A 15,770-nucleotide genomic window follows, 5' to 3' on the forward strand; every position below is an offset into this window, starting at 1 on the left:
TTCTTTCTCGCACGACAATGAAAAAGGTTTTCAAATTTATCGGTCTGGGTTTAGGCTTTATTCTGCTCCTTGTGGCCGGTTTCTGCGCTTACGTTGCAATCGTTGGCGTCCCCACCTACGAGGCCCCCACCATTCCGGAAGCTAACGTTGAGATTACACCCGCCCGGATAGCCCGGGGCGAGGTCATCGGGCAAATTCAGTGCATGGCCTGCCATGCCGACAACCAAAACCGGCTGACCGGAAAACACCTGGCCGAAGTACCCGCCCTGTTTGGCAAACTCTATTCAAAAAACATCACGCAGGATAAGATCAAAGGCATCGGTAACTGGACCGACGGCGAAATCATTTATTTCCTGAGAACCGGGGTCCGGCGCGACGGATCGTTTGCCCCGGTCATGCCCCAGTACCCGAACATGGCCGATGAGGACCTGAAATCGGTCGTTGCCTGGCTGCGTTCCGACCGCTTCCCGGTACAGCCTGCGGCTATCGAAGCCCCCGAATCGGAGCTAAGTTTCGTCTCGAAGCTGCTGACTCACACGATGATGAAACCATTGCCATACTCAACCGAACTGATCAATTTACCCGACAGCACGGATGTGGTCGCGCTGGGCCGTTACACCGCCGATGCCATTGGCGACTGCTACAGTTGCCATTCCGGTGACCTGATCGACCAGAATAAGGCTCATCCTGAAAAAAGCAAAGGCTACTACGGCGGAGGGATTGAAATGAAAAGCGACGATGGCACGCCGATTCTAACGGCCAACCTGACGTTCGACGAAAAAACCGGGATCGCGAAAAAATACACGAAAGAACAGTTTATCAAAGTGGTCAAAATGGGCGTGCGGCCCGACGGTTCCATTCTGCGGCAGCCGATGTTTCCCCGGCCGATGCTGACGGATTACGAAGTGGGCGCTATTTATGAATACCTGAAAACGGTCCCCAAATTGGAAAATGATATTGCCCGGAAAAACGAGGAGCTGATGCTGGCGGAAAAACCGGGCCATTAACGGACGGTTTACACCAGCGGCAGCGTCACCCGAAATTCCCGGTCATCTTCCTCGACTGTGGGTGCCGGTTGGCCCAGCATCTGGTACTTTGACAGAATATTGCTCAGCCCCACCCCATTGGAGAATACCCGGCTGGGTTTGCGTTGCAGGTTGTTGCTCACGATCAGATGCTGATGCGCGTTGGTTGTGAGCACAATCGTTAGCGGTTGTTCAGGCAGAATAATGTTGTGTTTGACGGCGTTTTCCACCAGCAGCTGCAGGGTGAGCGGGGGCAACTGCCGGATTTCGGTGCCGGGCTGGATCCGGGTTTCGAGTTTGAGGGCCTCGCCGTGGCGGGTTTTGAGCAGGTGGTAGTATGATTCGATGAACTCCAGTTCGCTGGCCAGAGGTGTCAGCGGACTTTCGTTGCTGCGCAGCAAATACCGGTAAACGGAACTCAACTCCTCGGCGAACACTTCGGCTTTCTCCGGATTTTCGCTGATCAGGGCGGTGAGCGAGTTCAGGCTGTTGAACAGAAAATGAGGGTTAACCTGTTGCCGCAGCGTGTCCAACTGGGCTTGTAACTGGGCCTTGCTGAGCGTATCGATTTCTTTGCGCGACTCCTGCCAGTTTCCGAAGTTATCCATGCTTTCGTACGTAATCACCACAATGGCGACAATGAGGGTCGTAAAAATCATCGCCAGCGCCAGTCGTCCCATCTCGGGCTCGAAGCCCGGCAGGGCGATAAACCAGTAGAGAAAAAAGAGGACACCAACGTGCAGCATGGAGCAGATGGTACAGGCCAGAAACCGCCGGATGGTTCGCACGACGTAATCCTTCGGATCGGGGTGCATGAGATTAATCCGGATCGCAATGCTATTGTTGACGTACCAGTTCAGCATCGAGTCAACAACTGCCAGAATCGTTGCCAGCGCCAGCGTGGTCCGGTTCTGCCAATAATCGTCGCCCAACAGCAGCCAGTTTAAGATGCTGATATACAAGGGAACAACAATAATCTGTAGTACCCAGTCGTAACGCGAATAAACAGGAATTTTCATGGCCGACCAGTTAAAGGCTGGTACTCAAATCTACAAAATTCCGGCATTAGGGCAATGGTTGGTTACGCCACGCTAAACCAGGGGCAGGGTTACCCGAAATTCGTGTTCGTCCTCTTCCACCGTTGGCATCGGCTGGCCCAGTACCTGATACTTGCTCAGAATGTTACTCAGGCCCACGCCATTCGATAACACCCGGCTGGTTTTGCGTTGCAGGTTGTTGCTTACGACCAGTTTTTTTTCATCGGTGGTTAACCGAATCCGGAGGGGCTGATCGGGTAAAATAATATTGTGTTTGACCGCATTTTCGAGCAGTAATTGAAGCGTCAGGGGAGGCAACTGCCGGGTTTCGGTGCCGGGCTGAATCCGGGTTTCGAGTTTGAGGGCCTCGCCATGGCGGGTTTTGAGCAGGTGGTAGTACGATTCGATGAACTCCAGTTCGCTGGCCAGGGGTGTCAGCGGACTTTCGTTGCTGCGCAGCAAATAACGGTAGACGGAGCTAAGTTCCTCGGCGAACACTTCGGCTTTTTCCGGATTTTCGCTGATCAGGGCGGTGAGCGAGTTGAGGCTGTTGAACAGAAAATGCGGATTGACCTGCTGGCGCAGGAGCATCAGTTCCGCTTTCAGCTGGGCTTTACTCAGGGAGTCGATTTCTTTGCGCGACTCCTGCCAGTGCTCAAAGCTATGGATACTTTCGTACGTAATCACGACAATCGCAGCCACGACCGTCGTAAACAGCAAACCCAACCCCAGTTGCGTGACCTGGGGAACAAAACCGGGTAAGCCGATAAACCAGTAGACAAAAAAAATAACCGTGACGTGGAGCATCGAGCTAATGGCGCAGGCAACGAATAACCGGATCGTCCGGGCAAAATACTGCCGCGGGTCCGGATACAAAGAATTCACTTTCAGCGCAATGCCGTTATTGGAATACCAGTTAAGAAAAGTATCGATCAGGGTAATTCCCGTGGCCAGCCCCAACGTTTTTCCATTCTGCCAGAAAGCCGGGCCAATCAGTAACCAGTTTAAAATGCAAATATGAAGCGGAACAAAAATCAGTTGTAAAACCCAGTCGTATCGGGAATAAGCGGGTAGTTTCATGACGGACCAGGAGAAAAGGCTGGTACTCAAATCTACAAAAATCTGTCAATAGCATTGGTATGATTATGAAAGAATGGTTTAGGTTCACCCGCATCGATTGGTTTTCCATGCTGGTGTGCTATCCGGCCTTATTTTTCGGGAATTATCTGGTTCTGGGGCTACCTTATTTTCGGGAGCCGGGGATTTTTTTGCCGGTCACACTGATCGAAACCGGGCTGTATATCCTCGCGGGCTTCATCATGGTGTCCTGGATGAAGTACATGAGTCACCACTACGGCCAGCTCAACCAGATGGTCCGTCGCGTTGCTTACTGCCTGCTTTTCTACATCGTGATTACGGCCGGTTTCGTCTGTTCGCTCTACGGCGTATTCGGCTGGCTGGCTATTCCGGGTTACCGTTTCGATCCGACGGTTTTCCGCTGGACGTTGCTGCTGGGCTTCATGACCAACATTATTTCGGTCGGTATTCTCGAATCGGCCTATACGTATCAGCGGTGGAAAGAAAGCGTACAGCGGGAATACGAACTGAAAAAGTTGCACATGGAGCGGCAACTCGACAGCCTGAAGCAGCAGGTCAACCCCCATTTTCTGTTCAACAGCCTGAACTCGCTCACCGCCCTGATCAGTGAGAACCCGGAGAAAGCCGAAGTGTTCGCCGAGGAACTCAGCTCCGTTTACCGCTACGTGCTTCGTGCCAATGAACAGAACCTAACCGAACTCGACACGGAGCTTGCCTTCATTCAGTCGTATTACCACCTCCTCAAAACCCGCTACGGCGCCGGACTGGCACTGGATGTTAAAATCGATAGCACTTATGCCCGCTATCAGTTGCCCCCGCTGACGCTCCAGCTGCTGCTCGAAAACGCCGTCAAACACAATGTGGCCCTGGTGGACCAACCCCTGAAAATTACAATAAAAACGAATCAAACCGCCTGTATTTTGGTAAGCAACAATCTTCAAAAAAAACAATCACGCGTTCTTTCCAACGGCATTGGTTTAACAAATATCCTGGCAAAATACCAGATGCTAGGTCAATCGGCTCCAACCATTGAGGAAGTTTCCGGTCAATTTATCGTACGCTTACCCCTGTTAAAACCGGGTCCTTAATTTACCAGCGAGGTTCTTTTGTAGCAGATCAAAGCCGCTTCGCCAGCGGCTTTTTCCGTTTCAGCTGATTCACGATTGATGATGTAACCGCCCGAAGCAACTTTTGCGGAGCTTTTCGGAACCTCCCAATCGCACTTTAACTGACCACGCCCTCCGTTGGCTACCACCCGCCAGCGCGCCAGCGTGTAAACGACAACTACTATGAAAAAGCTATTCGTCATTCTCACTATCCTGGCTCTTATCGGAGCATCGGCTGCGCTGTTGATGAGCAACAGACAAAAACAGCAGGAACAAATTCAGGAAGCCCAAAAACCGCTGACCACCGTGGTTTCGATCGAAACCGTTGCACGGCAAACGTTTACGGAAGCAGCCTCCTACATCGGCAAAACCGAGTTCTGGCGGGAAGTCCAGATGAACGCCACCACGCAGGGCACCATCCGCAGCCTGAATGCGCAACTCGACGAAACGGTGCGCGAAGGCCAGCCCATCGTGACGGTCGATACGGAACTAACCGAAATCGCTCTGGCCCAGGCCGGAGCCCAGTTGCGGAAAGCCCAAACCGATCTGAAACGGTACGAAACGCTCCACCGCGAAAACAACCTTCCCGCTACCGACGTAGAAAATGCCCGTTTGCAGGTCACGACCCTCGAAACGCAGGTGCAAACGCTGAAAAAGCAGCTCCGCGACGCCGTGGTGTATGCCCCGATTAGCGGAGTGGTAACCCGGAAAGACATCGAACGGGGTCTATTCATCGCGCCCGGTTCGCCCCTGCTGACCATCACCGACGTATCCGCGATCAAACTCGTAATCGACGTACCCGAAGCGGAACTGAACCTCTTTCGGCCCGGCCGCGCGGTTGCCATTGCCTTCGATATGTATCCGGGAAAAACCGTAACCGGCACCGTTCACTACATCCGGCTCAAAGGGGGAGAAACCGGGAAGTTTCCGGTCGAAATCCGGGTTGCCAATTCGCCCGCTACTCCGCTGCGCGTGGGCATGACGGCCCGTGTTTCCCTCCCGAATGCCACCTTACTGTCGGGCCTGGCCATTCCCCGGACGGCTCTGGTCACCACCAGCCAGCAACCCGCCGTTTACGTCCTGCAAAACAAGCAGATTACCCTTCGATCCATCGAAACCGGTGCCACCACCGGAACAATCCTGCTGGTCCGCAGCGGCCTTCGTGAAGGTGAACGGGTCGTCGTCAGCGGCACCGAAGGACTGACCAATGGCCAAACCGTAACTGTAAACGAATAATTCGGCATGAAACTCACCCTCCTTTCCATAACGCGTCCCATTCTGGTAATCGTCCTGTTTCTCGTACTGGGCCTTCTGGGACTGTTTTCGTATTCGCAGATGCGGTATGAGTTATTGCCCAATTTATCCATCCCGTTCATTATTGTAACCACACCCTACCCTGGCGCATCACCGGCGGAGGTTGAAAGCGGGATTACCAAACCCATTGAAGACGCGGTTTCATCCGCCGATCGGATCAAACGGGTCACTTCGCTTTCCATTGAAAACGTTTCCGTCGTCATGGTGGAGTTCAAGCACGATGTCGATTCGGATCAAGCGTTGCAGGACGTCCAACGACGGGTCAATCAGGTGACAACTGCGCTGCCTGCGGGTTCGCGCACGCCTACCCTGGACCGGTTTTCCATCTCGGAACTCCCGCTGGTTCGGGTGGCCGCCAACAGCACTCTATCCGAACTCGACTTTGGTTCGCTGCTCAAAACGCAGATCAAACCTCGGCTGGCGCAGGTTGCGGGCGTCGGTCAGATTCAGTTTGTCGGCTTACCCGAAGCCGAAGTTCGCGTGGCCCTCGATGCGTCCCGGCTTAAGGCGCTGAATCTATCAGTTTTGCAGGTGGTTAGCGCCCTGCGGGCGTCGAACCTGAATGTGCCATCGGGGAGTGTAAAAGACGCCGATGCCGCTTACTCGGTGCGGGTTGTGGGCAAAACCGATGTTGTTTCGCAGCTCAGCGAAATTGTAGTTCACACTAGTCCGACCGGCCAAAAAATTCGTTTGGGCGAAGTCGCCACGGTTTCGACGGAGAAGAAGGAAATGGAAAATCTCAGCCGGTTTATGGTGCAGTCGGGAGCGTCGAAACCCGAAGGCCGGACTTCGGTCGGAATTCTGGTCAAAAAGCAGTCCGGTGCGAATAATGTGGAAGTGAGCGCGGCCGTCCGCAAAGCCCTGAAACAATTGGAAACCGACTACGCGGCAACGGGTTTAACGTTCTCAATTGCGCAGGATGGCTCCGATTTTACGCTGGCGGCAGCCGAGGCTGTCAACCACGACCTGGTGATGGCCATTTTCCTGGTGGCGCTGGTCATGTTTGTGTTCCTGCACAGCCTGCGCTCGTCGCTGATCGTGATGGTGGCCATTCCGGCGTCGCTCCTGTCCACCTTCATCTTTATGCACCTGCTCGGTTTTTCGCTCAATCTGCTGACGTTGCTGGCCCTCTCGCTGGTGATCGGGATTCTGGTTGATGATTCGATTGTGGTGCTGGAAAGTATTTACCAGCAACTGGAAAAAGGACGCGACAAACGCACGGCGGCCCTCGAAGGCCGGAACAGCATCGGTTTTGCCGCCATTGCGATCACGCTGGTCGATGTTGTCGTCTTCGTTCCACTCTCCTTCTCACCCGGTTTAGTGGGCGACCTGGTGCGGGAATTTTCGCTGGTCGTTGTGATTTCAACCCTGTTCAGCCTGCTCGTCTCGTTCACACTCACGCCCATGATTGCCTCGCGGTTCGGTAAACTGGAACACCTGACGCCCCACTCGCTGATGGGCCGCTTTGGTCTGGGCTTTGAACGGTTGTTCGACCGGCTTTCGGAGGCCTACCGCCGGTTACTGGCCATGGCGCTGCATTACCGCAAAACGACTGTTTTGATGACGTTCGTGCTGTTCATTGTGGCGCTGATGCTGCCGGGAATGGGTTTCATTGGCGGGGAATTCATGCCGCCGACCGACAAAGGTGAAATTAACGTGGTGCTTCAATTCCCGGAGGGATACAAACTCGAACAAACCGATGCGTTTGCCCGGCGGTTTGAAAGCCGGTTATACCGTATGCCCGAAGTCCGGCGCGTGTTTACCAACGTTGGTGCCAATCCCGATGGCTGGTCGAACCTGCCCACCAGCAAGAACGCCGTGGAATTTGCCGTTACGTTTTCGCCCCGGCAGGAACGCACCAAAGACCTCAACACGCTGACCCGCGAGGTGAAAGAACTGGCGTCGGAGATTCCCGGTGCCCGCATTCGGGCCTATCCGCTGGGTATTCTGGGCTCCGATAATGCCGCTCCCATCCTGTTGCTGGTTGGCGGCCCCGACCGCGACAGGCTGCGGGCCGAAACCATTCGGCTGGTGGACGCCATAAAGAAAATTCCCGGTACGGCGGATGTCCGGTTTTCGGGCAATGTCCGCAAACCGGAAGTCGAAATCCATGTTGACCGGGAAAAACTGGCCCGCTTCGGCCTGACCACCGAAACGATAGGTCTGGCCATCCGGACGGCTTTGGCCGGTTTTGACGACCTGAAAATTCAGCAGGGCAATGAATCGGTAACGATGCGGGTACAGTACGCCGAATCGTTCCGCAACCGCACCGCCCAGATCGGCCAATTAACGCTGACGAACGCCTATGGTCAACCCGTCGAACTGAAGCAGGTTGCGGAGATTCGGGATACGTTCAACCCGGCCATTCTCGAACGCAAAGACCGCGACAACGCCATGACCATCACTTCGCAGGCCATTGGCCGGCCGACGGGCGAAATTGGTATCGACATCCAGAAAGCCGTGGCCGACCTCAAGCTGGACCCGTCGGTTCGCATCACCTACGGCGGTGATCTGGAGTTGCAGGACGATTCGTTCGGCAAACTGGGGCTGATGTTTCTGGCGGCCATTCTGTTTATGTACCTCGTCATGGTAGCGCTCTACAATTCCTGGGCCTATCCGCTGGTTGTGCTCTTTTCGATTCCGGTTGCCATTGTCGGGGCTCTGTTTGCGCTGGCCATGACCATGAATTCGATGAATGTCTTCACCATCCTGGGTATGATCATGATGCTCGGTCTAGTGGCAAAAAATGCCATTCTGCTGGTTCAGCGGGCCAACGAAAACCGGGAACAGGGCCTGAACGTCGTTGATGCGCTACTCGAATCCGGTCATGTTCGGCTGCGCCCCATTCTGATGACAACCCTGGCGATGGTGATCGGGATGCTGCCCATTGCCCTGGCAACGGGTCCCGGTGCCGAACTAAAAACCGGGCTGGCCTGGGCGCTCATCGGCGGCCTGACCAGTTCGATGTTCCTGACGCTGGTGTTCGTACCGGTCATGTACTTCTACTTCGCCCGGATGATTGCGCGGGTTTCGCGTCGCGGCCCGAAAGCAGCAGAGGGTAAGCCGAGGGCCAAGAACGTGGGGCTCCCGGAAAGGGCCATACCGGTAACGATTGGTTTCCTTGTCCTGGGAACCACAACCCTTTTCGCCCAACCCGCTGCGCCCCGTCCCCTTTCCATCCGGGAGGCCGTTGATCTGGTTCGGCAACAGAACGGAGAGGTCCGTATTGCCCGGATGGAGGTGCAGAAAGCCAACGCCAAAACCGAGGAAGTGAAGCGGCTGGTATTGCCCACCCTCAACGCGGCTGTGCAATACCAGCGGAATCTTACCCCGCCCGTGTTCTTTTTCCCGGCTTTTTCGATCACGCCCGAAGGCGGTTTTTCGCTCGATGAAAATCAGATGACACCCATCGAAGCGGCCCTGAAAAATCAGTACAATGCAGGCTTGAATGTCGCGATGCCGGTTCTTCAGCCGAATCTGCGCATTGCCCGCCAACAGGCGGTTTTGGGACAGAAACTGGCCGGGGAGCAACTCCGGTCGGTCATCGCCCGGCAGGTGGCCGATGTGAAACGCCAGTACCTCAATACGCTGCTGGCGCAGGAACAACGGGCGTTGCTGCAACGCAGCATTCGCCGGGCCGAGCAGGCCCTGCAGGAAGTCCGGAGTTTGTATCAGGTTCAGCTGGCGACGGATGCCGACACGCTGCGGGCCTTTGTCGAAATGGCAAATCTCCGCCCGAATCTCTCCAAACTGGACCGGACGATCACGCTGCTGAAGGGCCAGTTAGCGGTTTTGACGGGACTCAGCGAGTCGACCGATTTCGCCACGAACCTGATTCTGACGGATTCGCTGACGTACGCACTGGAACAAGACCCAACGGAGGAAGCCACGGTTGGCCTGGCCCTGAACCGGCGGCCCGAAATCCGGCAGTTGTTGCTGGGACTGGAAAACAGTCAGCTGCAAACCCGGCAGGAGCAGGCCCGCCGTCTGCCGACCCTGAACCTGTTCGGCCAGGCGGGCGCACTGACGCAAATGAACCATTTCCGGTTTGCCGATAGCCGCTGGCCATTCGTTAGCTTCCTCGGCTTGCAGTTGACGGTTCCGATCCTGACGGCCGCGACGAGTCCAAAAATTCAGCAGACCCGGCTGGGTTACGCACAGGCGCAGGAACAGCTAAACTATAGCAAAGCCCTGATTCGTAACGAGGTCCGCTCGCAGTTGCACTCGCTGAACGAGTCCCGCGAACGCATTCGGACCCAGGAGGGCGTTGTCCGGGCTGCCGAACGCAGTTATGCCCTGACGCAAAGCCGCTACCGGCAGGGATTGATCAAATTCGGTGATGTTACCGATGCCGAACTGGCGTTCCGGCAGGCGCAAACCAATCGCTTGCAGGCCGTCTACGAGTACCTGATCGCCAAAGTAGAACTGGAGCGGGCCACCGGCGAGGAATAAGTTTCAAGTCTAACACCCGTGGCGTGCCGGTGATACCGCGAAGCTTCGATCATTGATCACGCTCCTTCGCCCCTTTCCACTGTCGGTATTTTTCGGGCAGGCAGTGTCCGCAAGGGCGAAAGCCGTGTGCCAGTGCTTCGGCTTCCGAGGCAAAAAACACCCGGTTTTTCGTCAGCATCCGTTTCCCAGATGCGCAGCGCAGCAAACCGTAAATTCGGAGGGAGCGATTCCCTCCGAATACAATCTGCCCGGTTTTGATTCGCCGTCGAAGGGCGGCTTTTCCGGTTTCATCGTCCGAAAAATCAGCATGGCGAGTCATGGGGCGTCGTGAAAAATGATGCCCAGTGTAGACCGGTTTCCCGAGCGAACCGGGCTAACACCGTGTTTCATGGCGACCCGATAATGCCCTCTCGTTCCCTTTTGCGGGCGGAATTGGGTCGTGAACACCAACACATCGCCCTGGCGGGGCGTCAGCACCGTTGCCTTCGACTGCGCTCTCGGTATCTGCTCGGTCAGAACAAACTCTCCGCCGGTATAGTCCACCCCCATTTCATTCAGGAAAACAACGGCCTGCAAAGGAAAAGACACCTCTCAGTATACATCCTGATGCAGCGTATTGAACCCGCCTTCACCGTATTGCAGCAACAACGGCGTCGCCAGACGCTGCCGATTTGCCCAACATTCGGCGAGAAAATCAGCGTGCTCAGCGGGATAGACCCGTTCGAGGTTCAGGACATTCATCCACTGGTTGGCCACCGGAACGATGGCTTCGTACAGGCGCGTTCGCAGGGTCTGAATCAGGTCCGGCAGCGGGTAAGTGAAGTATTTGTACTCGCCGAGTCCGAACCGGTACCGTTCCATCGAAATCGTTTTCCGAAAGTGCTGCGGTTGCCCGTACAGGCCAATCAGTTCCTGGCATTCCACCGGATAGAATACCCGATCCAGAAGGGCAAAACCGTGTTGGTGGAGTCCCGAATGAACGGTTTTCCAATCGACCAATTCCAGGTTCATAGCAAGATGACACGGGGTGTTAAGACGGGATCGCTGTTTTTCCACTCATTCGCGCTTTCACTCGTTGCCCACCTGAGCCGCTTCCCAGCCCAGCAGAGCGGTTTTGCGGGTAGCGCCCCATCGGTAGTGGCCAAACAACCCGGTTTTGCGAATAACCCGGTGGCAGGGAATCAGGTAGCCGACCGGATTCGAACCAATGGCCGTTCCGACCGCCCGCGAGGCTGATGGCAGGCCGATCACTGCCGCAATCTGATCATAACTCACCACTTGTCCCTCCGGAATGCGCAGCAGCGCTTCCCAGACTTTCAGTTGAAACGGCGATGCTTTGACCACCACGTCCAGCGGTTTTCGGTCGGCATTCGTAAAAATGGTATCGGCCAGGGAATGAAGCGCAGACGGGTCGGCCATCAGCCGGGCTTCGGGCCAGTCGGTGGCAAAGCGCCGGGCGAGGCTGGCCGGGTCGGAGGGTTCGGCTTCGTCCAGAAAGTCCAGTTTGCAGATTTTATGCCCGATGGCCCCCAGCAGATACGGCCCGAACGGGCTTTCAAAAATACCGTAGCGAATGGTAATTCCCTCGCCCCCCTGCTTGAACTGCCCCGGCGTAATTCCTTCGAGCACCACGAACAGATCGTGCAGCCGCCCCGTCCCCGACAGGCCCGTTTCGTCGGCGGTTTCGGCCAGTGTCAGCCCGTGGCGCAGGCGCTCCTTGGCGAAGTCGAGTGTGAGGTATTGCAGAAATTTCTTCGGACTCACGCCCGCCCAGTCCGAAAATAACCGCTGAAAATGGTATTCGCTGAGGTTGGCGCGGTCGGCCACAGCGGCCAGCGAAGGCTGCTGCCGGAAGTTCTCGGTTAGAAACTCGATCGACCGGGCTATTTGCTGATACGTGGGGCTGGTTTCCGTAGCGTTCATGGTTCATGTCGTTTGTATACAACAAATTTACCCCGGAAAACACCCACCGGAAACCCGATTCTTGCGGACTTGTCGTTATTGCTTGACGAACCGACGGGTATAATACTGGTGCTCGGTTTGGAACAGAATGATGTAAATGCCACTGGCGAGCGTCGAAACCTCCAGGTCGTGCTGTTTCCCCACTTCCAGTTGCCGGGTTTGCAGAACCTGGCCCGACCCGTTGAGAATCCGGGCCGAGATGGTCGGCTGGCGGAGCTCCGGAACGCTCACCGTCAGCAACTGATCGACGACCGGATTGGGATAAATCCGCGCCAGATCCGGGCGGTATTTGTTGAAAATGGCTTCCAGTTCGTTGTAAAATTTATTCCGGGCCATTTCCGTATCGGAACCCGAAATCCGCCCGGTGATGGATTTTCCTTCCCGCACCACGTAGGAGCCGCAGACGCCAAGCGCATAATCGCCGTTTCGCTCGTCCTGGTAATAGGCATTGTCGATTCGACTGAGAATCAGCACCAGTTTCTCGCCGGTTTTAAAACCGTGCGTGTACAGGCGGCACATGAACCCCGGATCGCCCCAGACCCGAATGACCGATTTCTCCTCGCTCCCGTTCAGGACCTCCAGGATTTTCACGTCTATCCCGTGGGCTTCGTGGTCTTTCACTTCCGCCCGCACAATCAGGGAGCCCGGCTTCCAGGCGTTTTGCTCCGCAATCGTCAAAAAAGCCCCGCCATCCACGCAACTGCAAGCCAGGGCATTTAACCAACCCAGCCCGCCCATCAACACCATCAGTAATCGTCGCATCATAATCTGCCCGTTTTTTGACAGAGACCCCCAACCGGAATATTTCGTTGGAACCCCGACCGTTCCATTCTTATTTTTTCTACTTTAGCCCGCTTAACTACTATCTCGTAATGATAAATAATCTGCTTCAGTACATCAAGCGGAAGCTCGAACGGCGTCGGATCAAGCGAACGTTTCAGGAATACGATTTTCAAGTTGTTACCATTCCGTTAGCGGGTTACGGCTCTGTAGAAGTTGCCCAATGGCTGAATCCGTTGCTGGAACGTCCGTATGCGGTGACAATCAAGGATGTAAATTTTTACAGGGAGTTCACCAAAGAAGGCGATTTTGTGATCGACATTGGCGCGCACATGGGCGATACGACCTTGCCAATGGCGCTGGCGGTTGGCCAAACCGGTTTGGTTCTGGCATTCGATCCGAATCCGCTGGTGTATAAAATCCTGGAAAAGAACGCGTCGCTCAACAAGGAGAAAACGAACATCGAGTCCTACCGGCTGGCCATTGCAACCAACGAAGGTGAGTATTTCTATAATTCTTCGGAAGCGACCTTCAGCAACGGCGGCATTTCGGCAGTGGCCGACAGTCCGCACGGCAAATACGGGTTGAAGGAAAAGATTCAGGCGGTAAACCTGGAGCGGTTTTTACACGAAAAGTACGCCGATCGTCTTTCCCGGCTGACCCTCATCAAAATCGATACGGAAGGGCTCGATATCGAGATCATTAAATCGATCGAGAAGGTGTTAACCACCTACAAACCGACGGTTATCTTCGAATGTTTCAAGCGGTTACCGGCCAGGGAACGGTACGATTTGTACGATTCGATTCAGCAAAAAGGCTACAACCTTTACTACATCGAAAAGTTTGAAGCCGACACGCCGAAGGTGCGGCTGAAGCGGGAAGACATGACCAACTGGAAGCATTTCGACGTAGTTGCCACGCCGTTCAAATGGCGGGAAGTGTAACGGTTTTCGGCATTCAGTATACGGTTTACGGGAGCTAACGCATTGCTGGCGAAGCCCACCGAAAACCGTATATTGAAAACCGTATCCCTCTTACTTCACGCCCACCAGCGCCCCGGCTTTGATTTCCTCCACTACGCCCGGATCGAGGAGTGTGGACGTATCACCCAGATTGGCGGTTTCGCCCTCGGCAATTTTCCGCAGAATCCGGCGCATGATTTTACCGGAACGGGTTTTGGGCAACCCGCTGACAAACTGCACCTTATCGGGCTTGGCGATCGGTCCGATCACCCGGCTAACAGTTGCGAGAATATCGCGCTTCATCAGATCCGCATCACTGTGCGAAACCGTATTTTCGGCAATGACATAGGCGTAAATGCCCTGGCCCTTGATGTCGTGCGGGTAACCCACCACGGCACTTTCGACCACCCCCGTGTGCATGTTGATGGCGTTTTCGACCTCTGCGGTTCCGATGCGGTGGCCCGACACGTTCAGCACGTCATCGACCCGGCCCGTGATGCGGTAGTAGCCATCTTCGTCGCGCAGACAGCCGTCGCCCGTAAAATACAAGCCTTTGTAGGTGCTGAAATACGCCTGGCGGCACCGTTCATGATCGCCGTAGGTGGTCCGGATAATCCCCGGCCACGGAAACTTCATACACAGATTGCCGCTGACGCCGTTGCCTTCAATCTCCTCCCCGTTTTCGTCCACCAGAATTGGCTGAACACCCGGCAGCGGCAGTGTCGCGTACGTCGGTTTGGTCTTGGTCAGCCCGGCAATGGGCGAGATCAGGATCCCGGCGGTTTCGGTTTGCCACCACGTATCCACAATTGGACAGCGGTTTTTCCCGATATGATCATCGTACCAGTGCCAGGCTTCCTCGTTGATTGGTTCGCCCACCGAACCGAGTACTTTCAGGGAACTCAGGTCGTGGCTTTCCACTTTATCCAGCCCAAAACCCATCAGCGAGCGAATGGCCGTCGGAGCGGTATACAGAATATCGACTTTGTACTTATCGACAATGTCCCAGAACCGCCCGGCATCCGGCCAGGTTGGAACCCCCTCGAAAAGCAGGCTGGTGGCTCCGCAGGCCAGCGGTCCGTACACGATATAGCTATGGCCGGTGATCCAGCCAATGTCCGCCGTACAGAAATGTACCCAGCCCGGTTCATACTGGAACACGTTCTGGAAAGTGTAGGCGGCATAAATCATGTACCCTCCGCAGGTGTGCACCACGCCCTTCGGCTTGCCGGTCGAACCCGAGGTATAGAGGATAAAGAGCATGTCTTCGGCATCCATTTCTTCGGCAGGGCATTCGGCCGTCACCTGCTTCAGTTCCTGCTCCATCCAGACGTCGCGGCCTTTGATCATCGAAACCGGGGTGCGGGTGCGGGTCAGCACCACCACTTTCTGAACGCTGGGGCACTGCACGAGCGCGTCATCGACGGTTTCCTTCATCGGAATTTCCTTGTTGCCCCGAAAAGCGCCATCGGACGTAATCACCAGCCGGCATTGGGCGTCGTTAATCCGGTCTGCAATCGATTGAGCGGAAAAACCGCCAAACACCACGGAGTGAATCGCCCCGATGCGGGCGCAGGCCAGCACCGAAATGGCCAGTTCGGGCACCATTGGCAGGTAAATACAAACGCGGTCGCCTTTGCCAACGCCATTGCGTTTGAGGACATTCGCCACCCGGCAAACCTGATCGTGCAGCATCCGGTACGTCAGGGTTACCCCGGCTTCGTTCGGGTCGTTGGGCTCCCAGATAATGGCGGGTTGGTCGCCCCGCTCCGCCAGATGCCGGTCCAGGCAATTTTCGGTGATATTGAGTTTACCACCTACAAACCATTGCACATTCGGTTCTTCAAAATTCCATTGAAGTGTTTTCTTCCAGGGCTTGCGCCATTGAAAATTCTGGGCAATTTCGGCCCAAAAACCTTCGGGATCTTCGACACTGTATCGATAAGCCTCCTGATATTCCTCAAAGGTTTGGATTCGGAAATTCATAGTATTGACAGGCTATAGTTCAGACCGCTAAACTACACACTTATTTGC

11 protein-coding genes and 1 pseudogene are annotated in these 15,770 nt (G+C 55.2%); 5 read left to right on the forward strand and 7 right to left on the reverse strand.

The annotated features are described in order from the left end of the window. Positions 1–17 precede the first annotated feature (17 nt). Positions 18–1,007 carry a c-type cytochrome gene (locus ACFPMF_RS06630; RefSeq protein WP_379842405.1) on the forward strand — a complete coding sequence of 330 codons (990 nt, stop codon included), beginning with the start codon at positions 18–20 and terminating at the stop codon, positions 1,005–1,007. A gap of 8 nt (positions 1,008–1,015) precedes the next feature. Here ACFPMF_RS06630 and ACFPMF_RS06635 read toward each other — a convergent pair whose 3' ends face one another. Both ACFPMF_RS06635 and ACFPMF_RS06640 read right to left on the reverse strand, forming a co-directional pair. After that, positions 1,016–2,044: a sensor histidine kinase gene (locus ACFPMF_RS06635; protein ID WP_379842409.1), complete on the reverse strand. Its 1,029-nt coding sequence runs from the start codon at positions 2,042–2,044 to the stop codon at positions 1,016–1,018. A gap of 72 nt (positions 2,045–2,116) precedes the next feature. Continuing rightward, a complete protein-coding gene (locus tag ACFPMF_RS06640; RefSeq protein WP_379842412.1) occupies positions 2,117–3,142 on the reverse strand; it encodes a sensor histidine kinase in 1,026 nt (341 codons plus the stop codon). 59 nt (positions 3,143–3,201) lie between these two features. On the opposite strand from ACFPMF_RS06640, the gene ACFPMF_RS06645 reads away from it, so the two are divergent. From ACFPMF_RS06645 to ACFPMF_RS06655, 3 genes are all read left to right on the forward strand, one after another. After that, a complete protein-coding gene (locus tag ACFPMF_RS06645) occupies positions 3,202–4,248 on the forward strand; it encodes a sensor histidine kinase (RefSeq protein ID WP_379842415.1) in 1,047 nt (348 codons plus the stop codon). 201 nt (positions 4,249–4,449) lie between these two features. After that, a complete protein-coding gene (locus tag ACFPMF_RS06650; protein ID WP_379842417.1) occupies positions 4,450–5,502 on the forward strand; it encodes an efflux RND transporter periplasmic adaptor subunit in 1,053 nt (350 codons plus the stop codon). A gap of 6 nt (positions 5,503–5,508) precedes the next feature. After that, entirely contained in the window at positions 5,509–10,032 is a 4,524-nt protein-coding gene (locus ACFPMF_RS06655; protein ID WP_379842420.1) for an efflux RND transporter permease subunit, read from the forward strand. Between the two features lie 49 nt (positions 10,033–10,081). On the opposite strand, the gene ACFPMF_RS06660 is transcribed toward ACFPMF_RS06655, so the two are convergent. The 4 genes and pseudogenes from ACFPMF_RS06660 to ACFPMF_RS06675 form a co-directional block, all read right to left on the reverse strand. Beyond that, positions 10,082–10,351, reverse strand: coding sequence for an Ada metal-binding domain-containing protein (locus ACFPMF_RS06660; RefSeq protein ID WP_379842423.1), 270 nt, complete (start codon positions 10,349–10,351; stop codon positions 10,082–10,084). Continuing rightward, a pseudogene (locus ACFPMF_RS06665) lies at positions 10,348–11,043 on the reverse strand (2OG-Fe(II) oxygenase). The gene ACFPMF_RS06660 and the pseudogene ACFPMF_RS06665 overlap by 4 nt, the downstream one beginning before the upstream one ends. 57 nt (positions 11,044–11,100) lie before the next feature. Beyond that, the gene (locus ACFPMF_RS06670; RefSeq protein WP_379842425.1) at positions 11,101–11,955 is read right to left on the reverse strand and encodes a methylated-DNA--[protein]-cysteine S-methyltransferase; all 855 of its coding nucleotides are present in this window, start codon (positions 11,953–11,955) and stop codon (positions 11,101–11,103) included. A gap of 75 nt (positions 11,956–12,030) precedes the next feature. Further along, a complete protein-coding gene (locus ACFPMF_RS06675) occupies positions 12,031–12,759 on the reverse strand; it encodes a T9SS type A sorting domain-containing protein (protein WP_379842427.1) in 729 nt (242 codons plus the stop codon). Positions 12,760–12,866: 107 nt separating this feature from the next. On the opposite strand from ACFPMF_RS06675, the gene ACFPMF_RS06680 reads away from it, so the two are divergent. Continuing rightward, positions 12,867–13,718 (forward strand): FkbM family methyltransferase, encoded by an 852-nt coding sequence (locus ACFPMF_RS06680; protein WP_379842429.1) that lies wholly within the window; start codon positions 12,867–12,869, stop codon positions 13,716–13,718. Between the two features lie 90 nt (positions 13,719–13,808). Here ACFPMF_RS06680 and acs read toward each other — a convergent pair whose 3' ends face one another. Continuing rightward, positions 13,809–15,722: an acetate--CoA ligase gene (gene acs / locus ACFPMF_RS06685; RefSeq protein ID WP_379842432.1), complete on the reverse strand. Its 1,914-nt coding sequence runs from the start codon at positions 15,720–15,722 to the stop codon at positions 13,809–13,811. Positions 15,723–15,770: the final 48 nt, after the last annotated feature.

This window comes from Larkinella bovis (assembly GCF_042655385.1).
Classification (GTDB): Bacteria; Bacteroidota; Bacteroidia; order Cytophagales; family Spirosomataceae; genus Larkinella; species Larkinella bovis.